General features: G+C 72.2%; 15 protein-coding genes. 6 read left to right on the top strand and 9 right to left on the bottom strand.

Translation table 11 applies throughout. The annotated features are described in order from the left end of the window. Positions 1 to 21 precede the first annotated feature (21 nt). Together ABT023_RS20955 and ABT023_RS20950 are read left to right on the top strand one after the other, a co-directional pair. Complete coding sequence (locus ABT023_RS20955; RefSeq protein WP_350888059.1) at positions 22 to 1,203, top strand: sensor histidine kinase; 1,182 nt, start codon at positions 22 to 24, stop codon at positions 1,201 to 1,203. Beyond that, complete coding sequence (locus tag ABT023_RS20950) at positions 1,200 to 1,802, top strand: response regulator transcription factor (protein ID WP_350888058.1); 603 nt, start codon at positions 1,200 to 1,202, stop codon at positions 1,800 to 1,802. The genes ABT023_RS20955 and ABT023_RS20950 overlap by 4 nt, the downstream gene beginning before the upstream one ends. Here the strand turns inward: ABT023_RS20950 and ABT023_RS20945 are convergent. Beyond that, on the bottom strand, positions 1,799 to 2,209 hold the full coding sequence (locus ABT023_RS20945; RefSeq protein WP_350888057.1) for a VOC family protein: 411 nt from the start codon (positions 2,207 to 2,209) through the stop codon (positions 1,799 to 1,801). The two genes, ABT023_RS20950 and ABT023_RS20945, sit on opposite strands and share 4 nt — an antisense overlap. Before the next feature lie 76 nt (positions 2,210 to 2,285). Next, positions 2,286 to 2,963, bottom strand: coding sequence for a macro domain-containing protein (locus tag ABT023_RS20940; protein WP_350888056.1), 678 nt, complete (start codon positions 2,961 to 2,963; stop codon positions 2,286 to 2,288). 202 nt (positions 2,964 to 3,165) lie between these two features. Here ABT023_RS20940 and ABT023_RS20935 point away from each other — a divergent pair, with 202 nt between their 5' ends. From ABT023_RS20935 to ABT023_RS20920, 4 genes are all read left to right on the top strand, one after another. Beyond that, entirely contained in the window at positions 3,166 to 4,782 is a 1,617-nt protein-coding gene (locus ABT023_RS20935) for an ADP-ribosyltransferase domain-containing protein (RefSeq protein WP_350888055.1), read from the top strand. Positions 4,783 to 4,997: 215 nt separating this feature from the next. After that, positions 4,998 to 5,810: a class I SAM-dependent methyltransferase gene (locus ABT023_RS20930; protein ID WP_350888054.1), complete on the top strand. Its 813-nt coding sequence runs from the start codon at positions 4,998 to 5,000 to the stop codon at positions 5,808 to 5,810. Beyond that, complete coding sequence (locus tag ABT023_RS20925; RefSeq protein WP_350888053.1) at positions 5,747 to 6,028, top strand: transcriptional regulator; 282 nt, start codon at positions 5,747 to 5,749, stop codon at positions 6,026 to 6,028. Before ABT023_RS20930 ends, ABT023_RS20925 begins: the two co-directional genes overlap by 64 nt. 89 nt (positions 6,029 to 6,117) lie before the next feature. Next, on the top strand, positions 6,118 to 6,786 hold the full coding sequence (locus ABT023_RS20920; protein ID WP_350888052.1) for an O-methyltransferase: 669 nt from the start codon (positions 6,118 to 6,120) through the stop codon (positions 6,784 to 6,786). A gap of 69 nt (positions 6,787 to 6,855) precedes the next feature. Here ABT023_RS20920 and ABT023_RS20915 read toward each other — a convergent pair whose 3' ends face one another. Genes ABT023_RS20915 through ABT023_RS20885 form a run of 7 tightly spaced genes read right to left on the bottom strand, consistent with a single transcriptional unit; the run spans position 6,856 to position 21,277 of the window. Further along, positions 6,856 to 7,962, bottom strand: a complete 1,107-nt coding sequence (locus ABT023_RS20915; protein ID WP_350888051.1) for an HAD-IIIC family phosphatase — start codon at positions 7,960 to 7,962, stop codon at positions 6,856 to 6,858. A gap of 21 nt (positions 7,963 to 7,983) precedes the next feature. Beyond that, positions 7,984 to 9,090, bottom strand: coding sequence for an acyl-CoA dehydrogenase family protein (locus tag ABT023_RS20910; protein ID WP_350888050.1), 1,107 nt, complete (start codon positions 9,088 to 9,090; stop codon positions 7,984 to 7,986). Beyond that, a complete protein-coding gene (locus ABT023_RS20905; RefSeq protein ID WP_350888049.1) occupies positions 9,083 to 9,373 on the bottom strand; it encodes an acyl carrier protein in 291 nt (96 codons plus the stop codon). Before ABT023_RS20905 ends, ABT023_RS20910 begins: the two co-directional genes overlap by 8 nt. Next, on the bottom strand, positions 9,370 to 10,236 hold the full coding sequence (locus tag ABT023_RS20900) for a 3-hydroxyacyl-CoA dehydrogenase family protein (RefSeq protein WP_350888048.1): 867 nt from the start codon (positions 10,234 to 10,236) through the stop codon (positions 9,370 to 9,372). The genes ABT023_RS20905 and ABT023_RS20900 overlap by 4 nt, the downstream gene beginning before the upstream one ends. Before the next feature lie 60 nt (positions 10,237 to 10,296). Then, positions 10,297 to 12,045 (bottom strand): acyltransferase domain-containing protein, encoded by a 1,749-nt coding sequence (locus ABT023_RS20895; protein ID WP_350888047.1) that lies wholly within the window; start codon positions 12,043 to 12,045, stop codon positions 10,297 to 10,299. A 26-nt stretch (positions 12,046 to 12,071) separates the two neighbouring features. Then, positions 12,072 to 15,344, bottom strand: coding sequence for an ACP S-malonyltransferase (gene fabD, locus ABT023_RS20890; protein ID WP_350888046.1), 3,273 nt, complete (start codon positions 15,342 to 15,344; stop codon positions 12,072 to 12,074). Further along, positions 15,341 to 21,277, bottom strand: coding sequence for a non-ribosomal peptide synthetase (locus ABT023_RS20885; protein ID WP_350888045.1), 5,937 nt, complete (start codon positions 21,275 to 21,277; stop codon positions 15,341 to 15,343). The genes fabD and ABT023_RS20885 overlap by 4 nt, the downstream gene beginning before the upstream one ends. Between the last annotated feature and the right edge of the window lie 182 nt (positions 21,278 to 21,459).

The following is a 21,459-nucleotide window of genomic DNA, read 5'->3' as shown; positions in this document are numbered from 1 at the left end:
GTCGACTGCGACAATGGCCGCGTGGTGGACGAGGCGATCGAGCACGGGACGGGGCTCACGGGCTTTCGCCGGTACACCTGGTGGACCCTGACCGGGGCCGTGGTGAGCATGCTGGTCCTCTTCACCGGCGACTGGCTGCTGGGTGGGAGCGTGCCGGCCTGGGCCCGCGGCGTCGGCGGCGCGGCGCTCACCGTCACCGTCGTCGCGAGCGTGGTGCTGCTCAACCGACGGCTGGCGTCGGTGCCCGGCGGCGCGGTGCGGGGCCGGCGCGCCGGATGGCTGATCGCCGGGGGCACGGGCGCCGCGGTGCTGGGCGCGGTTCAGCTCGGCTTCCGGGAGTACGGGCTGTGGGCGGTGGCCCCGGCGATGATGGTGGCGATCGGCGCGGCGTTCCTGTCGGCGCGGGGCCGGCGGGCGCTCGTCGCGGGCGCGGTGGCGGTCGCCCCGGTGCCCGGCACGCTCGTCTGTCTGCGCTCCGGCGAGGGCGACCTGCTCTACGCGGCGGCGTTCCCGCTGGGTCTGATGGCCTTCACCGCCTGGACGACCCTGGGTCCGTTGTGGGCGTGGGACGTGGCGGGACGGCTGCACCAGGCCCGGCGGCTCGCCGGTGAGCTGGCGGTCAAGGACGAACGGCTGCGGTTCGCCGCCGACCTGCACGACATCCAGGGCCACCACCTTCAGGTGATCGCGGTGAAGAGCGAGTTGGCGGCGCGGCTGGCCGAGGTCGACCCGGCCCGGGCCGCCGCCGAGATGAGAGAGGTGCGGCGGCTGTCCACCGACGCGCTGCGGGAGACCCGCGCCCTGGTGCAGGGCTACCGCCGCACGACGCTGGAAGAGGAGATCACCAACGCGACCCGGGTGCTCGCCGCCGCCGACATCGACGCGCGGATGGAGCTGCGGCCGGCCGCCGAGAGCCTGTCGGCGTCCGGCCGGCACCTGCTCGGGCTGGTGATGCGGGAGGCCACGACCAATGTGCTGCGCCACAGCCGCGCCGCGCGGGCCGACGTCGAGTACCGGGTCGACGGCGGCCGGGCCCACCTGCGGGTGAGCAACGACGGCGCGATGGAGGTGCCCGGCGCGGGGGCCGGCTCCGGGCTGGCCACGCTCGCCGAGCGGCTGACCGCGGCCGGCGGCGATCTGAGCTGGCGGCACGACGGGGACCGGTTCGTCGTCGCGGCGAGGCTGCCGGTGGGTGCGGCATGATCCGCCTGCTGCTCGCCGACGACGAGGAGATGCTCCGCGGGGCCCTGGCGGCGCTGCTCGGGCTGGAGGGCGACATCACCGTCGTGGCCGAGGCGTCGACCTCCACGGACGCCACGCGCCTGGCCCTGGAACACCGGCCCGACATCGCCGTACTGGACCTGGAGATGCCGCCGACCGACGGGCTGCGCGCCGCCGAGGAGATCCGAGCCGTGCTGCCCACCCGGATCGTGCTGGTCACCCGGCACGCCCGGCCGGCCGTGCTGCGCCGGGCGTTGTCCGCCGGGGTGAGCGGCTTCGTGCCGAAGAGCACGGCGGCCACCCGGCTCGCGGAGATCGTCCGCGACGTCGCGGCCGGCCGGCGGTACGTCGACCCGGAGATCGCCGCGTCCGCCCTCACCGAGGACGCCTGCCCGCTGACCGAGCGCGAACTGGAGATGCTGCGCGCGTCCCGGGCCGGCGCCTCGATCACCGAGATCGCCGCGCACGTCCACCTCGCCCCGGGCACCGTCCGCAACTACCTGTCCGCCGCCATGACCAAGCTCGGCGTCAGCTCGCGTCACGCGGCCGCGCATCGCGCGTGGCAGGAGGGCTGGATCTAGTCGCGCTTGGGCCAGACGAGGCCCTGACCGGTCCAGATGACACCCTTGTTGCGGCAGAGGCAGAAGGGGTGGCCGATGGGGTCGGCGTAGACGCGGAAGCCGTAGCCGTTGGGCCCGACGCAGTCCCGCTGCAGGGTCGCGCCGAGGGCCAGGACCCGGCGCTGTTCGGCCTCGATGTCGTCGACTTCGAAGTCGAGGTGGAACTGTTTGGGGTGCTCGCTGTCGGGCCACTGCGGGGCGCGGTAGTCCTCCACCTGGATGAAGGCCAGTTCGATCTCGCCGAACTGGATGCCGGCCCAGTTCTCGTTACTGCCCTCCTTGACCGGGAGCCCCATCACCCCGGAGTAGAAGGCTGCCAGCTTCATCGTGTCCGGGCAATCGATGATGAAGTCGGTCAGTTTCAGCATCCCGCGAGCTTGCCACAAGATCAGATGAGCCGGACTTCGACACCGGTCCTAGCCGGGTCGGTCGGGGTTCGCAGCATCATCGGTGAGAGCCGGGTGCCGTGGGGGGCGTCACCCGGACCCGCTCCTCCTCAGGACGGCTCTCGATGCCGTCGAGCTGCTCACGGATGGTCCTCCGCAGGTCGTCGTAGTCCCGGAAGTAGTGGTCGTTGAACAGGGTGTAGCCGGTCCACATCAGGTTGGCGCACACCCGCGGCAGCACCCGGCCCGTCGCCGCGCCCATGCCGACCAGCACCACCGACCTGATGCTGCCCGGCTCCTTCTCGTTCTGCACGTGGATCGCCTGGAACGCGGCGGCGCACGCCAGCGCCACGTTCAACGTCTCGCTCACGTCCTCCGCCGACTGCTCCATCGTCGGCGTCGAGATCAGGAACTTCGGGTTGGTCGCCCCGGACGGCACACACACGGCACTTCCCACCGGCAGCGACCCGCCGAACTGATCGCGGATCGCGCGCTGGACGCGCAACTGGATCCCCGCCCCGAGGTGTCGCTTGATGACCGCGTCGACCCCGCCGTCCATCCGCCCGGCCGAGTTGGTCGGGCTGACCCAGGCGTCGGCCTGCTGGTTGGTGATCGTCCCCTTGTGGATCTCGACCTCGGGGGTGTCTGCGAACGCCGCCCGCCACGCCTGTACGACCTTGCCGTTGACGTCCTTCAGCACCACCTTGAGCAGCGGCTTTTCAAGATCGGCAGTCATGGCTCACTCCGGTGGCGGGAAGGGGTGCATCCGACGTAGATCAAGATACCCGCGCCGGGTGACACACCAGTGCCGGGCGGAGTGCCGACGGACGGGCCCTCCTGCCTCCGACGTCGCACCTGTCGCACTCGCGCGGCACAATCCCCCTCACCTTGATCACCCGTGCCGTCACCGCCACGGGTCGCCGCGCCAGGAGCCCACGATGACCGACGCCGACGCCCCCACTCCGTCCGACCCGACCGATCCGCTGGCCCTCGCCGAACTCTTCAAGGGCGGCGGCGAGCCGTGGCTGCCGCTCCTGAAGCCGGTCATCGAGGCGCAGCCGGCCGCGGCCACGTTCATCGGCCCGGGCCGCGCCCCGAAGGTCGTACCCGTCCGGGAACTGACCTTCCAGGCGCTCAAGCCCAACCCGCCGCACAAGTGGAAGGTCGTCGTCTTCGGCCAGAACCCGTACCCTCGGCCCGAGAGTGCCACCGGCATCGCCATGTTCGACAACACCTTCCACGACTGGGCCGACAGCCAGTTCGGCAGGGTCGTCACCATCCGCTGCATCATCAAGGCCGCGGCGATGTGGAAGCACGGCATCCCCAAGAAGACGCCGATCGGGGACGTTCGCGCCCTGCTGAAGGATCACGACACCGTGCAGCCGCCGGAGTGGTTCCAGGCGATGCTCACGCAGGGCGTGTTGCTGCTGAACGCGGCACTCACCGCGAGCAGCGACGGCGCGATGTCCACCGGCCAGCACACCGCGTTCTGGCAACCGGTCGTCGAGAAGCTCGTCGAGGAGATCCTGAAGGCCAAGCAGCACGCCGACGAAGAGGACCGGGGCGTGGTGTTCGCGTGGTGGGGGGCGCACGCCCGCAACCTGAAGAAGATCGTGCTCCGGCTCGCGGAGAAGTACCCCGAGGTGGAGGTCCGGCACATCGACCACCCCAACCCCGCGGCACAGGGTGACATCTTCTGCGACGGGAACCACTTCGCCGACGTGAACACGGCCCTCAGGACGCTGGGCGCCGACGAGATCGACTGGCTGCCCAGCAAGGGGTGGAGCACGCTGACCGGACAGGCCGGCGGCACGGACGCGGGCATGGCCGACCGGATGGGGGCGTTCATCGCCTCCACGATGGAGCTGCACAAGCTCTACCTCGAGCGGCTCGCCGGCGTCAAGGACGAGGGGCTCGTACTTCCCGCGATCACCGGCGTGTTCGACACCCCCCTCATGGACTTCCGCGAGGCCGCCGCACCGGTGACCAAGCTGCTGCCGGGGCTCGACCGGCACGTGGAGCAGTCGCGCCGGTTCGGCGAGATGCAGGTGGACGGCGGGGCCGAGGGCCTGTCCGTCGACGAGGTCGCCGCCCTCTACCTGTACACCTGCGAGTCGGCGTTCTACCGGCAGATCAACGCCACCCTGCGTGACCCGGACCGCAGTAGGATCCTCCCGTACCTGCCGTACCTGCGGCTGTTGTTCTCGGCCGTGTCGCGGCTTCCGGCCCGCAGGGAGCCGCTGTGGCGCGGGGTGTCGCTGGACATGCGGGCGCAGTACCCGCTCGGCCGGACCGTGACGTGGTGGGGCGTTTCCTCGTGCACGTCGAAGCTCAGCGTGGCCCAGGCGTTCCTCGGCAGCCGCGGCAGGCGGACGCTCTTCGAGGTGCTTCCCGTGCGGGCGGTGGGCATCCGCAGGTTCTCCGCGTTCACCGGTGAGGAGGAGTTCATCCTCGCCCCCGGCACGCAGCTCCAGGTGACCGACGTGAGGGCCGAACGCAACGGCCTGTGCACCGTGCGGCTGGCCGAACTGTCCGAGCAGCACCTGGTGGCGTGAACAGGCGCGGCGGGGTGGCCTGCCGGCACCGAGCACCGGAGCGCTCATGCGGACTGCGGTTCTCCAGGCCGACCAGGTTCATGCCGGTCACCGCCAGTGGCGGTCTTGCCACAGCCGGACGGGCCGTCAGCACGACCGGGGAGGCCGGAGGTCGAGGAAGACGCCCAAAGATCAACTCCACCGGATGCTGGGAATTTGCTACTAGAATGTGGGACATGAACTCCGTCGTCTACACCCATGGACATCACGAGTCGGTGCTGCGCTCACACCGCTGGCGCACCGCCGCCAACTCGGCCGGCCACCTCCTGCCGGTCCTGCGGCCCGGGCTGACCGTGCTGGATGTCGGCTGCGGGCCGGGCACCATCACCGCCGACCTGGCGGCCCTGGTGGCCGCCCCGGACGGATCAGGGCGGGTCACCGCCGTCGAGATCACCACCGGCGCACTCGCACTGGCCCGGGCCGAGATCGGGGCCCGGCGACAGGGAAACGTCGACTTCGCGGTCGGCGACGTGCACGCGCTGCCCTTCCCGGACGACTCCTTCGACATCGTGCACGCCCACCAGGTGCTGCAGCACGTCGGCGATCCGGTCCGGGCGCTACGCGAGCTGCGCCGGGTCTGCCGGCCGGGCGGGCACATCGCGGTACGCGACAGCGACTACGGGGCATTCACCTGGCACCCGCGCCGACCCGAACTCGACGAGTGGCTGGCGCTCTACCAACGGCTCGCCCGGGCCAACGGGGGCGAGCCGGACGCCGGGCGCCGGCTGCTCTCCTGGGCGCACGCCGCCGGGCTCACCGACGTCACGGCGACATCGAGCACGTGGTGTTTCGCGACCCCGCAGGACCGGGCCTGGTGGGGCGACCTGTGGGCGGAGCGGGTGGTCGACTCGGCGCTGGGGCATCAGGCCCTCGCCGCAGGAGTCGACCCGGGAACGCTGGCGCGGATCGCGGCCGGCTGGCGGGCGTGGGCCACCGAGCCGGACGGCTGGCTCTCGATCCTGCACGGCGAGCTGCTGGCCCGGCCCTGAGCGCCGCCCGCCGACCACCACTTTTCAACGCCCCGTCGGTGTCGTTCCGGTTCCTGAAGGACCATTTGCGGCTCAGCGACTCGGACCTGTCCAAACAGATGGCCACACTGGAATCGGCCGGCTACGTGACCACGACGAAGGACGGTCGCGGCTACGGCCGCCGGGCCTACGGGACGCATTGCGCGGCGTTGCGCGCGCTGCTGGACGGGTGGGGCTGAACCGATCGGTCGGGCCACCCGTCCGACGGCCGACACATTTACCGTCTCCACTCTCACCCCCGTGGCTCGTCCGACGATAGATTGATCCCATGGCCTCTCAGATCGTCGCCACCGAGGAACTGCTCGCCTACGTCGAGGACGTCTCACACCCCGAGGACGAGGTGCTGACGGAATTGCGGACGCTGACCGCCGAGCTGCCCGGCGGCGCGGCGATGCAGGTCATGCCCGCCGAAGCGCGGCTGCTCGCGATGCTGGTCCGGCTCACCGGCGCGTCCACGGTGCTGGAGATCGGCACCTACACCGGGTACAGCACGCTGTGCATGGCCCGGGCTCTCCCCGAGGGCGGGCGGCTGATCACCTGCGACATCGACAAGAGGTCGACCCGCATCGCCGCCGAATTCTGGCAGCGTGCGGGCGTCGCCGACCGGATCGACCTGCGGCTCGGGGACGCGCACGAGACCCTCGACCGGCTGCGCGCGGAGCACGGCGCGGCGGTTGTCGACCTGGTGTTCATCGACGCCGACAAGAAGAGCTACCCGGCGTACTACGAGAAGGCGGTCGACCTGGTCCGGCCGGGCGGCCTCATCGTCATCGACAACACGTTGTTCTTCGGTCGGGTCATCGATCCGACCGCCGACGATCCGGACACCGTCGCAATCCGCGACGTGAACGAACTCATCCGCACCGACCGCCGGGTGGAGGCGTGCGTCCTGCCCCTGGCCGACGGGGTGACCCTGGCGCGCAGAACGTCCGGCTGACCGGCCGGCGGCCGGTCGTCCCCGGGCCGTGGGATCGCGCCGGGCCACGACCGGCCTGCCTGCCCCGGTTCACCCCGCGCTGGTCTGCTCCTGCAGTGCCGGCGTGGCGAGGCCGGGAGTGATCAGGCGCATGGTGCTCGGCGGGTCTCGGCGATCGGCCAGCAGGTGCAGGCGTTCCACCCCGTCGACCTCGGCTGCGGGTAGCGACCGCCGGCAGTCGCAGTTCCGGTCGTCGAACCCGGCGAACCGATAGGCGATCTCCATCATCCGGTTCCGGTCGGTGCGCCGGAAGTCCGCGAGCAGATGGGCCCCGACTGCGGCGGCCTCACCGGCCAGCCAGTTCAGGATCACCGTGCCGACCCCGAAGGACACCACCCGGCACGAGGTGGCCAGCAGTTTCAGGTGCCAGACGGTGGGACGGCGCTCCAGCAGCAGCACCCCGATCGCGCCGTGCCCCCCGAACCTGTCGGTCAAGGTGGCCACGAGCACGTCGTGGCCCTCGTCGACGAGCAGTCGGCGTAGCGTCTCGTCGGAATAGTGCACGCCGGTCGCGTTCATCTGGCTGGTACGCAGGGTCAACTCCTCCACCCGGCTCAGCTCGACCTCGGTGGCCCGGAGAATCCGCAGTTCGAGGTCGAGTGAGCGCAGGAACGCCTCGTCGGGGCCGCTGAACTCGGCCCGTTCGGCGTCGCGACGAAGGTTCGCCTGGTACATCGCCCGCCGCTTTCCCGAATCCACCGTCCTGGCGGCCGGGGTGAACTCGGGCAGGGTGGTCAGCGTGGTCGCCTGCTCCGCCGGGTAGCACCGGATCTCGGGCAGGTGGAACTGCACCTCGGCCCGCTCGGCGGGTTGGTCGTCGATGAACGCGATGGTGCGGTGGGCGAAGTTGAGCCGGTCCGCGATCGACCGCACCGAGTCCGACTTCGGGCCCCAGCCGACCTCGGCCAGGACGAAGTACTCCGCGATGCCCAGTTCCTCAAGCCGGGCCCAGGTCGGCTCGTAGTCGTTCTTGCTGGCCACGGCCTGCAGGATGCCCCGGGCGTCAAGCTCGACGACGACCTGCCGAATCTCGTCCGCGAGCCGTACCTCGCCGTCCTCGAGCAGGGTGCCCTGCCACAGCGTGTTGTCCAGATCCCAGACCAGGCACTTGACCATGGTCGTGGCTTTCTCGCTCACCCGTGTCCTCTCGGTGGTTCATCAGGCGTAGGTGCCGAGGGCGTGCTCGGCCAGGATCAGCTCGCAGATCTCGTTGCTGCCCTCGATGATCTCCATCAGCTTGGCGTCGCGGTACGCCCGCGCGACGGGGTGGCTGTCCCGCGCGCCCGCCGAGGCGAGCACCTGGACCGCGGTCGCGGCGCCCGCCGCGGCGTGCCGGGAGCTCACGTACTTCGCCAGCACGGTCGCCGACACCATCTCAGGCGACCGGCTGTCCCAGCAGTGGCTGGCGTGCGCGCACATCCTGGTCGCGATCTGCTCCGCGGCCAGCAGCTGCGCCACGTGTCGGGCGACGAGCTGGTGCTCGGCCAGTGGCTTGCCGAACTGCTCCCGGCGGCGGGCGTGCCCGCTCACCTCGGTCAGGCAGGCACGCAGGATGCCGACGCAGCCCCAGGCCACCGAGATCCGACCGTAGGCGAGGGCGGTGGTGACCAGCAGCGCCGTGGACTGCCCGACCCCGCCGAGCACGTCGGCGGCGGGCACCCGGACACCGTCCAGGTGCACGAAGGCGTGTCCGGCGGCGCGGCAGCCCAAGGGCTCGGGAACCCGCTCCACGGTGACACCGGGGGCCGACGTGGGCACCACGACCGCCGCCGCGCCGTCACCGTACCGGCCGAACACCACGAGCAGGTCGGCGTAGCAGGCGGCGGTGATCCAGACCTTCTCCCCGGTCACCACCACGGCGTCGCCGTCAGGCTCGATGCGGGTGGTCATGGCGGAGAGGTCGCTGCCCGCCCCAGGCTCGCTGAACGCGACGGCGGCCAGTTCCCCGCCTGCCAGCCGGGACAGGTGGGCGCTGCGCTGCGGCCGGTCGCCGAGCCGTTGGATCGTCCAGGCGGCCATCCCCTGGGAGGTCATCAGGCTCCGCAGCGAGCTGCACCGGCTGCCGACGAACGCGGTCAGCTCGCCGTTGTCCGCACTGTTCAGCCCGACGCCGCCGTAGCGGGTGGGGACCTGCGCGCACAGCACACCCCGGGCGGCGAGCGTGCGTACCACCTTGTCGGGGATGGTCCCGGCCCGGTCCCAGGCGTCGGGCTGGTCACCGATCACCTCGCCGGCGAAGGCGATGAGCTCGTCAGGCTCAGCCACGTTCGTCCTCGTCGGATTCCCGCAGCCGCCGGACGAGCCCGGTCATCCGCGCGACGGTGCGGAAGTTGTCCAGCCGCAGGTCCCGACCCGCGATCTCGATGTCGAATGCCTCCTCGAGGAATACGACCAGCTCCATGGCGAACAGGGAGGACATGCCGCCGCTGTCGAACAGGTCGACGTCCGGTTCCCAGGTCTTCTTGGTGCGCTCCGCGAGGAAGCGGGAGATCCGCTCGGCGACGGCCTGGGCGGTCGGCTCGGTGGACTGCTCGGGCATGGTGGTCATGACGGGTTCCTTCCGTAGTCGTAGAAGCCACGGCCGGTCTTCCGGCCGAGGTGTCCTGCGTGGACCTTGTCCAGCAGGAGCTGATCCGGTTCGCAGCCCGCGTCACCGGTCCGCTCGTGGAGGACCCGCAGCGAGTCGGCGAGGTTGTCCAGGCCGATCAGGTCGGCGGTACGCAGCGGCCCGGTGCGGTGGCCGAGGCAGCCCTCGAAGAGCGCGTCGACCGTCTCCGGAGGCGCGGTGCCCTCGCGTACCACCCGGATCGCGTCGTTGATCATCGGATGCAGCACCCGGCTCGTCACGAAGCCCGGATTGTCCATCACGACGAGCGCCGTGCGGCCGAGCTCGGCGAGCACCGAGGCGAGGGTCGCCTCGGCGGCGGCGCCGGTGCGCCTGCCGCGGATCACCTCCACCATGGGGATCAGGTAGGGCGGGTTCATGAAGTGGGTACCGATGAAGTCCTCGGGCCTGGCCACCGAATCGGCCAGTTCGTCGATCGGGATCGACGAGGTGTTGGACACCACCGGCGTGCCGGGCCTGACCAGCGCGGAGACCTTGGCCAGCGCGGCGGCCTTCACCTCGGCCAGTTCGGTCACCGCCTCGATCACGGCGGTCGCCTCCGCGCCCTCCTCCATCGAGACGGTGGTGACCAGCTCGCCCCGCGGGACACCCTCCGGCAGCGCACCCATCAGCTGCGCCAGCTTCAGTTCCTGGCGAATCTTCCGGCGCGCGTGGTCGAGCTTCGCCTCGTCCACGTCGACCAGGGTCACCCGTAGCCCGAACCCGACGCCGAGCGACGCGATGCCCACGCCCATCACCCCGGCTCCCAGGATCATGAGCCTGTGCGTTCTCTGTTCCTTCGACATCACACCTCCATGACAAGCGCGTCTTCCATCGACTGGTGGATCGTTCGCGGCGGGGACAGGTCAGCCGGCTCCTTTCCCGCCGGGGGCCGCGTCGCGGCCGGACCAACATGCCAGCAGGGACTGGAGCCGGGCGGTGACCTGTGCCCGAGTGCCGGGGTCCGCGTGTGGTGCCGCCGCGGCCAGCATGTCGCCGACCCGGTCGAGTTCCTTGATCAACAACGGGCCGTCGGCCGCAGGACCTGGGCGGTCGAGCACCGTACGGGCCGCCGGGGCCTCCGCGCGCGGCTGAGAGCGCCCGGCGTCGGTGTCCACCGGGTGCCGGGGGCGGCCTGACGCGTCGGCGGGCCGCTCGGTGCGCTCCTCGCCGCGGCGGTGCCGCCAGGTCAGCGCGGGAAGCACGACCCCGAGCGCGCCCGCCAGGTCACCGCGTTCCACCGCCCGCAGGAACGGGTCGTCGCCGGTGGTCGTCGCGGCGGTCGGGGCGGGGCCGTGGGACACCGGCGCACGGCCGTCGGCGGGCGGGTCGAGCCGGGTACGGCCGGCGTAGGCCGCCCTCCAGTCGACCGGCGTGCCGCGCACCTGGGCCTCGGCGAGGGAGGTGAGCATGCGCTGCGCGTCGCTCTCCCCCATCCGCAGCGAACCGACCGAGGTGACCTCCGCACCGACGTCGCGGGCGATCTCCTCGACCGGCACGGTCAACAGGGGATGCGACGACGGCTCGACGAACGTGGTGAATCCGAGGCCGAGCAGGGTACGCACCGCAGGGTCGAACTCCACCGGCCGGCGCAGATTCTGGAACCAGTACTCCGCGTCGAGCCGGGTGCTGTCGAGCAGTTCCCCGGTCACCGCCGAGCAGAACGCGACGTCGGTGGGGCGCGGGCGCAGATCACCCACCGCGTCGAGGAGGGGTTGCCGGATCGCGTCGACCTGCGCCGAGTGGGAGGCGAAGTCGGACACGATCCGGGCCACCCGGACCCCTTCGTCCACAAGCTGGGCGAACAGCTCCTCGATCGCGCCAGGGGTACCGGCCACACTGGTGATTGCGGGCCCGTTTACCGCCGCGACGGCGAGCCGGTCGCCCCAGGCGGCGAGCCGTCGGCGTACCTGCCCCACCGGCTGCGGGACGGACAACATGGCGCCGTGGCCGGCCAGGGTCCCGGCGATGATCCGGCTGCGCAGCGCCACCACACGCGCCGCGTCCCGCAGGGACAGCGCGCCCGCGACGTGGGCCGCGGCGATCTCGCCCTGGGAGTGCCCCACCACCGCCGCCGGGTGCACGCCGAAGGACCGCCACACAGCGGCGAGGGACACCATGACCGTGAACAGCGCGGGCTGCACCACGTCCGCGCGGTTCATCGAGGCCGCGCCCCGGCGGCCACACACCACGTCCACCAGTGACCAGTCCACGTGCGGCTCGAACGCCTCCGCGCAGGCGAGCACGCTGTCCCGGAACACCGGCGAGTCCTTCCACAACCCGCCGCCCATTCCGCGCCACTGCCCACCGGCGCCGGCGAACATCATCGCCACGCCGCCGCCCGGCCCGGCGGTGCCCCGTACCAGGCCGCTGTGGTCGTCCCCGCGGGCCAACGCGTCGAGCCCGGCGAGCAGGTCCGCGCGGTCGGCACCCACGACGACCGCACGGTGCTCGACGGCGGGCCGCCCGGCGGCCAGGGAGCACCCGAGGTCCGCGACGTCGAGGTCCGGGTCTGCGCGCAGGCGCTCGGCGAGCCGCCGCGCCCGGGCCCGCACCTCGGCGTCCGAGCGGCCGGACACCGGCCACGGCAGCGCGCCGGTGATCTCGGGCCCCACCGGAGGGACGGGCCGTGCCGGGCCGGTCAACGGACGAACCGGCGGGCCTGCTCGCCGAGCAGCTTCGCGGTGGCGGTGAGCAGGTGTTCGGTGATCGTGTCGACGTTCCGGCGCTGCCAGGGTTCGAGCTCGGTGCCCCGTACCCAGTCGTTGAAGGCGCCCATCGCGGGCCCGCAGGGGATGTGGTAGTCGACCCTGCGACCGGGCTCGCCGGCGCGGGCCAGGGCCAGCCCCTGGGTGAGGTACGCCCGGAACACGGCGGCCATGTCCTCCTTCGGGTTGGCGGTCCCACCCACCTCGGCCAGGACCTCGGCGAAGGGGCGGAGCAGGTAGCGCCGTTCGATCTGGTCCCGGGTGGCGGGGTCGATGTCGGTGTAACGGTCGTGGGCCCGCCACAGCTCGTACAGCTTCATCGCCCTGGCCGGGTAGAACAGGCCCTTGCGGGCGACGGTGTTCTTCGCGCCCAGTTCGAACATCTCCGCCCACGGGGCGACGTCCACGTCGTGCACGGACAGGCTCTGCAGGATGTCCTTGGCCAGCGGACTGGTGGCGGCCTCGACGGTGCACTGGTTGATCGAGCCGGTGAGCAGGAACTCCGCGCCCATGAGCAGCGCCGCCCCGGCGGCCTCTGGCGTGCTGATCCCGCCGGCCGCGCCGACATGCACCCGCTCGGGGCCGATGGCCAGCCGGTCACGCAGACGCAGGACCGAGGGCAGCAGGGTGGCCGTCGTCGCCGGGCCGGTGAGCCACCCCGACCCGGCTTCCACCACGACGTCCGTGGCGACGGGCAAGGCCGCCGCGCGGGCCGCCTCGTCGGCGGTGACGTGGCCGTGGTCCCGCAGGTGACGAACCACGTCCGCCGGGGCGGGCGAGAGCATCTGTTCGGCCAGGTCGCTGCGGTTCACCTTGGCCAGCACCGACCCACCCTTGAGCCGGAACATCACCAGCGCCGGGGTGATCTCCAGATAGCCGGACGCCTCGATCACGCCCACTCCCAGACGCAGGTACAGCTCCACCAGGGCCAACTCCCGACCGGGATCCCCAGGGTGGTAGGGCAGGTTGGCGCCGAACTGGCTGTTCCGGCCCAGCTCCGCCACCACCTTGCCGACCCCGTCCTCCACCTCGGCCAGGGTGCACCCCCCGGCGCCGTAGAAGCCCATCCCCCCGGCCCTGGACAGGCGCGACAACAGGTCCACCCCGGACACCGCGCCGTACATCGACCCCGCGACGCAGGCGTGGCGCAGGCCGTAGCGCGCGCGGAACGTGGCCGCACCGAGTTCGGCGTCCTCCGGCCTCCCGGCCGCGACGGACGCCGGCGGCGCGCCGTCCTCGGCGGGCTGCGCCGGCGTGGCGGCGGGCTGTTCCGGTGCCAGCGCGTCCATGACGGCGGGCTGCGCCGGTGCCACCGTCACCGTGGCGGGCGGCGGCGCAACGGTCTCCGTGGAGGCCACGGCGGCCTGCTCGTCGGCCGCCCGCTGCCTGATCTTGGCGACGAGGTTGCGGAGCACCCGTCCCGGGCCCAGCTCCACGAACTCGAACTCCCCGCGGTCCATCAGGTGGCGCATCATGTCCAGCCAACGGACCGGGCTGTCGATCTGCCGGGTGAGGCGGGTCCGCATCCCCTCCGCGTCGTGCGGCTGGGCATCGACGTTGGCGATCACCGGGATCCGCGGCGGGGCCAGCTGAACCGTGTGCAGGAACCGGCCGAACTCCTCGGCCGCCCCGGACACGAACGGGGAGTGCAGCGCCCCGCTCACCCGCAGCCTGACGTAACGGCCACCCGCCGCCTCGACCAGCGGCTTGACCGCGTCGATGCCGCCGTCCGGGCCCGCCAGCACCACCTGGTCCACGGCGTTGATGTTGGCCACGGACACCCCGTCGATCCCGGCGATCAACGACTCGACGGTGGACAGGTCGCAGCCGACGACCGCCGCCATCGCCCCCACGGCGGCCTGCCCCATCAGCTCACCACGGCGGGCGACGAGGCGCAGGCCGGTCTCGAAGTCGAACACCCCCGCGGCGAACAGCGCCGCGTACTCCCCCAGGCTGTGCCCGACGAGGTAGTCCGGCGCAACCGGGTCGTCCTCCAGCCGCGCCAGGTAGGACAGCGCGGACACGGTGTAGAGGGCGGGCTGGGTGTACTCGGTCTGTCGCAGCCGCCCCTGCGGGTTGCGCTCGCACAGCTCGCGGACGGAGTAGCCGAGGACGGCGTCGGCGGCGGCGACCTGGGCGGGGAAGCGGTCGAACAGGTCGGCGCCCATACCCTGGGCCTGAGACCCCTGACCGGGAAAGCCGTACACCTTCATCCGAACTCCTTCCGCTGTGGCCGCCACGGACGTGGGGGTGGTCGTAGAGGGCCGGAACGCCGTGCGCACGTCGGCGAGCAGGCGACAGTCGTGACCGAACACGCTCAGCAGCGGGTAGGACCGACTGCGGGCGGGCCCGAGCAGGGCAGCGGTCAGGTTGTGCAGGGTGCCCGACGGCCCCAGATCGACGTAGCGGTGCGGACCGGTCGCCTCCAGCCCACGGATGGCGCGCTCGAACTCGATCGGCCCCGACACCACCTGCCAGTAGTGCTCCGGCGTCGGTTGGCGCACCTGAACGCCGGTGGCGCACGAGAAGATGGGGATCCGGGGCTCTCGCAGCACCAGCCCGTCGAGCAGCCCACGGCAGGCCTCCCGGCGGGAGTCGAGCAGCCGCGAGTGGAACGCGTGCTCGACCGCGACGCGCTGACACGGAACCTCCGCCGCGCGCAGCGCCGCCTCCGCCGCCACGAGATCCTCCTCCGCCCCGGAGATCACGAAGTGCTCCGGCCCGTTTCGCGCGGCGAGGTCGGTGTGCTCCCGCAGCTGCGGCATCCGCTGGTGCAGCCCGGGGTCGGCGAGCACCGCGAGCATCCCGCCCGGCGGCAGCCCCTCCAGCGCCCTGGCCTGCGCGACGACCAGACGCAGGCACTCCTCGACGGTGAGCACGCCGGACGCCGCGGCCGCGGTGAACTCGCCGAGGCTCGCCCCGAGCATCAGGTCGGCGACGATGCCGTCGGCGCGCAGCAGCTCGACCATGGCCAGCTCGACCATCACGATCGCCGGGTGGGTGACCAGGGTGTCGGTGAACGGCTCACCCGCCCGGCCCCCGTGGTACAGCCGCGCCAGCACCGACTGACCGCACAGCTCGGCGACCATCGCGTCGAACCGGTCCATCTCGGCCCGGAACACCGGCTCCTCCCGGTACAGCTGCGCTCCCATCCGGTACTGCTGGGAGCCCTGACCGGAGAACAGGAAGACCGTCGGGGCGCTCACCCCTCACCCCCGGCGAGCGCGACGATGTCCTTGACCACGAACCCCCCTTCCCGGAAGCCGGACAGCTGACCCGTGGGGGCACCGGCCCTGCGGGCCGCCGCCAGCACCTCACGCAGCGGCCGGTCGCCCGCGGCGAGCAACGCGCGCATGACCGCCGCGTACCCGCCGATGAGCAACGCCACGGTGTCGTCGCTGAACAGGTCCCGGTAGTAGGAGATGTGCATGGTCATCACGCTGGTGGGGAACACGTCCAGCCGCAGCGGGAAGCCCATCCGGGAGACGTAGTAGCCGGGAGGGAACCGCTCGGAGGTGTCCACGCCGACGTTCTGGAACACCAGGTAGCTCTCGCAGGGCAGCTGCCCGGGCGGCAGCTCGCTGTGCGACAGCGCCTCGTCGAGCACCGAGTGCTCGTGCGCCCCGACCTCGGCGATCTCGACCATGACCCGGCGCAGGAACTGCGGTACCGGCTCGGCCCCGTCGACCCTCGTGCGCAGCGGCAGGATGTTGAGCGTGGGCCCCACCATCGTCTCGGCGCCGTCCAGGCCGGACGAGCGGCCCGTCATCAGCATGCCGTGTACCACGTCCACGTGGTCGCCCTCGCCGGTGAGGGCCGCCACGGTGATCGCCCAGCCCGCCTGGAACAGGGTGTTGAGCGTGACCTTCCGCTGCTGGACCAGCTCGCGCAGCCCTGCGGCCAGGTCGTCGGGCAGACTGATCCACTGCCTGCCGAACCCCTCGGCGGCGCCGATCCGGTTACCGGGGACGCGGCGGGCCAGCTGCGTCGGTTCGCGCAGACCGGCCAGCGCCCTGCGCCAGTAGTCCGCCTCGGCCCGCCGGTCCCGCCGCTCGACCTCGGCGATGAAGTCGCGGAACCGCAGCCCGGTCTCGGGCGCCGGGGTACGGCCCGCCAGCAGGTCGGCGATCACGGCGTCGAACTGGTTGGCGATGATGTTGAACGACCAGCCGTCCAGGCACAGGTAGCTGAGGCTGACCACCATCAGGCAGTGACCGTCGTCCACGTCGGCGACGAGGTAGCGCAGGCCCGCGGGCACGGCGGGGTCGACGCCGCGTACCCGGTCGGCCGCCAGGTGACGCTCCAGCGCGGCGTCCTGCTCGCTCGGGGCCAACCCGCGCCAGTCGACGTACTCGAACTCCACCTGCGGCTCACGGTGCACGACCTGCACCGGCTCGTCGACACCCTGCCACACGAACGAGGTGCGCAGCACCTCGTAGGCGCGGGCCAGCACGGTCGCGGCGGTGCGGAACACCTCCGGGTCCACCAGCCCGCGCGGCATGGCGGTGAGCCGGTGGACCTGGAACGCACCCGCGGCGGGGTGGGCGAGCAGGGTGCGCAACGCCCACGACTGGAACGGCGCCAGCGGGTAGACCGCCTCGACACCCGGGTCGACCCGCAACCCGGCGACGACGTCGTCGGAGGTCTCGGCGGCGGGCCCGGTCTCCGCCGGGACGCTCGCGGCGGAGACCGCGGCGGCGAGCTCGCCCAGCGTGTCGTGCTGGAACAGCATCTGCGGGGTGAGCTGGAGGCCACGCTTACGGGCGGCGGAGACCACGGTGATGGTGTGGATCGAGTCGCCGCCGAGCCGGAAGAAGTTGCTGCCGGTGCCGACCCGTCCGGTGCCGAGCACCTCCTCCCAGATCTCGGCGAGGACGCGTTCGACCGGCGTGGTCGGCTCGGTGGAATCCTCGGCGTCGCCCACCGGATCGGGCAGCGCGGGCGGCAGGGCCGCCCGGTCGAGCTTGCCGTTGGCGTTGATCGGGAACCGGTTCAGCGGCACGAACGCCGAGGGCACCATGTAGTCGGGCAGCCGGTCCTTCAGGTGCGCGCGCAGCCTCGGCACCAGCGCGGCGGCGGCCCTGGCGAACACCGGGTCGGTCGAGGTGTCCTCGGGGCGGACCCCGGCGGCCGGCGGGTGGGCGACCCACCGGCCGCGCGTTCCGGGGGTGGCGAGCACGACCGAGTAGCGGCCGTCCGCCGCGCCCGGGGCCCAGCTCAGGGCGGCGCTGCGGCCCAGCCGCCGCGCCAGCCGCCACCACAGCTCGGGGTGCACGGCGTCCACCCGCTGCGGGCCGGGCCGCGACGCCAGCGCGGGCGCCGGGTCGTCCGCGTCGGCCCGGTCGAGCGCGGCCAGCGCCGCCGCGACGTCGGCGAGTCTCGCGTTGGGCACCCCCCGGACCACGACCGCCTCAGGGTCCCTGTCCCGCACCAGGGTCTCGACCTCGGCGAGGGTGGTCCGCCCGTCGACCCACTCGACCACGGTGTCGGGCACCCGCTGCTCGGCCGGCGCGCCGGCGTGCAGCAGGGCGTCGTAGCGGTAGCGGGTCATCTCGTTGTCGCGCTCGCCGCGGCGCAGCTGGGTCTCCACCCTGCTGATCCGGGGCTGGTCGCGGCGCAGCAGGTCGAAGAACGCCGGGTCCAGCACCAGCTCGCGGTCCTGGGCGGCCGCGTGCCGGATCCGGGAACGGGCCTGGGCGGCGCTGTGGCCGGCGGCCTCCCGACGCAGCTCGACGTCGGTGTGGAAGGTGTCGAACAACTGCAACGCCCGCACGTCGCCGACGAACACCACCCCGCCGTCGGCGACGACGCGCAGGGCGCCGGCGATCACCTCACGCAGGTACCCCGGGTCCGGGAAGTACTGCACCACCGAGTTGATCACTACGGTGTCGAACTGGCCGGGACCGAACGCGCTCAGGTCGTGCGCGGGGAGCACGTGCAGCTGCACGGCGGACAGGTCGGCACGCGCCGCGACGACCGTGTCGCGCAACTGCCGGACGGCGGTCTCGGACATGTCCGTGCCGTGGTACTCCGCGCAGTGCGGGGCGATCCGGGACAGCAGCAGCCCGGTGCCGCAGCCGATCTCCAGCACCCGCCTCGGGCCCAGCTCCAGGACCCGGTCGACGGTGGTGCCGACCCACTCCCACATGTCCAACGGCGACAGCGGCTCACCGGTGTAGCTGCTGTCCCAGCCGCGGATGTCGAAGTCGGGCTCGATGGCCAGGCCGTCGCCGTAGACGCGGTCGAACACGTCGCGCCACTCCACCCCGCGGTCGTCGGTGGCCTCCTCGACCTGCCCGGGCTCGGGGATGACGTAGGCGACCAGCCTGTTGCCGTCGTCCTCGGGCAGCACGATGGCCTCGCGCACCCCGGGATGGTCGGTCAGGGCGGTGCCGACCTCGCCCAGCTCGATGCGGTGCCCACGGATCTTGACCTGCTGGTCGGCGCGGCCGAGGTACTCCAGTTCGCCGTTGGACAGCCAGCGCACCAGGTCGCCGGAGCGGTACTCGCGCCCGGCGGGGCCATCGACGAACCGCTCGGCGGTCAGTTTCGGCCGGTCAAGGTAGCCGACGGCCACCCCGGCGCCGCCGACGTACAGCTCGCCGCGCACGCCGATCGGGCTCGGCTCGCCGTAGGAGTCGACCACCCGCACCGACAGGTCCGGGATCTGGCGGCCGATCGGTGAGCCGGGCGACGCCCAGTCCAGGTCCGCGCGGGTGATCTCGCGGAAGGTGACGTGCACCGTGGTCTCGGTGATGCCGTACATGTTGATCAGCCGGGGCCGCTGGTCGCCGTGCCGGTCGAACCACGGGCGCAGACCGGGCACGTCCAGCGCCTCCCCGCCGAAGATCACCAGGCGCAGGGACAGCTCTCCCGGCGGTGCGGTCTCCTCGGCGGCCGTCAGGTGCCGGAACGCCAGCGGGGTCTGGTTGAGCACGGTCACCCGCTCGGCGCGCAGCAGCTCCAGGAACTCCTCCGGCGAGCGGGAGACGCCGTACGGCACGATGACGAGGCGGCCGCCGTGCGCGAGCGCCCCCCACAGTTCCCAGACCGAGAAGTCGAAGCTGAAGGAATGGAACAGGGTCCAGGTGTCCCGGGGTCCGAAGTGGAACCAGTGGTCGGTCGCGGAGAACAGCCGGGTGATGTTGGCGTGGCTGACCACCGCGCCCTTGGGCATGCCGGTGGAGCCGGAGGTGTAGATCACGTACGCCGGATCCTGCGGGTTCGCGCCGGGCAGGCGACCGGGATCGGCGGCGGGCGGGTGGCCGTCGACGGTCACGACGGCGGCATCGCCGAGCGGGAGGCGGTCCACCAGGTGACGCTGGGTGACGACGATGCCCGCCTTGCTGTCGGTGAGCAGGTACTGGATCCGCTCGCCGGGGTAGGTCGGGTCGATCGGTACGTAGGCGCCGCCCGCCTTGAGAATGCCCAGCACACCGAGGACCAACTCCGGTGACCGCTCGGTGACCAGCGCCACCAGCGTGCCCCGCCCCACCCCGCGGTCGCGCAGCGCGGCGGCGAGCGCGGCGGCCCGCTCGTCGAGTTCCCGGTACGTCAGGCTGACGCCCTCGCAGCGCACCGCCACCGCGTCCGGCGTGGCCCGGGCGTGGGCGGCGAACAGCTCGTGCGCCAGCTCGGCGGGCGCGGGGGTGGTGTGCGACCGCGGACCCCACTCGGTCTCGATCCGCGTACGCTCCTCGGCGGTCATGACCGGCAGCCGGGCGATGGTGGTGTCCGTGGCAGATGCCACCTCGTCCAGCAGGGTCCGGTAGGCGGCCAGCAGCCGGTCGATCGTGGCGTGGTCGAACACCGAGGAGTCGTACTCGACCTCGACCAGCAGGTCGTCGTTGCGATCGACGACGCTGATCCACAGGTCGAACTTGGCGGTCGCGTTGCGCACGCCGGAGATCCGCTCCACCGTCAGCCCGGCCGGGGAGCGGAGGGGCCGGGCGGGCAGGAAGCTGAAGCACACCTGGAACAGCGGGTTCTGGCTGAGGTAGCGCTCCGGCCGCAGCGCCTCGACGACCGCCTCGAACGGCACCTCCTGGTGGCGCTGCGCGGCCGAGGCGCCCTCCTGCACCCTGGCCACCAGCTCGGCGAAGGTCAGCTCGCCGCTGACCGCGGTGCGGTGCACCAGGGTGTTCACGAAGAAGCCGATCAGCGGCTCGACGTCGACATGGGTGCGGTTGGTGACCGGGGAGCCCACGGCGATGTCGCTCTGCCCGGTGTAGCGGTGCAGCAGCGCCTTGAGGGCCGCGAGCAGCACCGTGAACAGGCCGACTCCCTGGCTGCGGGCCAGCTCCTGCAACGCGGTACGCAGCGGGCCGGGGAACACCAGCTCCGCGTCGCCGCCGTCGAAGGTCTGCACGACCGGGCGCGGCCGGTCGAAGGGCAGTTCCAGGTGCTCGGTGCCGCCGGACAGCCGTTCCCGCCAGTAGGACAGCTGGGTCTCCAGCCGATCCCCGGTGAGGTGCTCCCGTTGCCAGATGGCGAAGTCCGGGTACTGGATGGGCAGTTCCGCGAACGGCGACGGGCGGCCCGCGGCGAAGGCGTCGTAGAGGGTGAGCAGCTCCTCCCAGAACAGGCCCAGCGACCACCCGTCGACCACCACGTGGTGGGCGTTGAGGAACACCACCCACTGCTCGTCGGCCGGGCGGAACAGCACGACCCGCAGCAGCGGCCCCTCGACCAGGTCGAACGGCGCCCTGGCGAGTTCGGCGATGAGGCCGTCCACCCGGTGCGGGGCATCGCGCAGATCGTGGGTGACGATCGGTATGTGCATTTCCTCGGCCACCCGTTGCCACGGATCGCCGTCCTCGTCCGGCAGCGTGGTGCGCAGCGCCTCGTGCCGGCGGACGATCTCGTCGACCGCGCGGCCGAGGATGTCCGGACGCAGGGGGCCGTGGATGGCGAAGGTCATCACCACGTTGTAGGCGGGGCTGCCGGGCACCATGCGGTCGAGGAACCACAGCCTGCGCTGCGCGAACGACAGCGGGGGCCGGACGCCGGGGTCGCGACGGGGGATGCCGCCCGTGGCGGCACCCGCCTGCCGCCGGCCGCCGATCAACTTGGCCAGCAGCGCCTGCTTCTGGGCAGACAGCCGGCTTCGGCCCGCGCTGTCGTTCTCGTCCAGCGACATGGGGACGCTCCTTCTGCCGAGGTGGGTGGGGTCTGGGGTTCGGGCGGGGTGGGGTGGGGGGGGGGCGGGGGGCCCCCCCCCCCCCCCAAACCCCCCCACCAGGCCCCCACACCCGCGGGGCCAAACGGCAAACCGTAGAGAAAAGCAGATAAAAACACAGAAAAACAATCAACCAACAAAAA

The sequence above is a fragment of the Micromonospora sp. NPDC002296 genome (assembly GCF_040296145.1).
Classification (GTDB): Bacteria; Actinomycetota; Actinomycetes; order Mycobacteriales; family Micromonosporaceae; genus Micromonospora.
The sequence above is the reverse complement of the archived record's forward strand: the minus strand, read 5'-3'. Positions and strand labels throughout refer to the sequence as shown.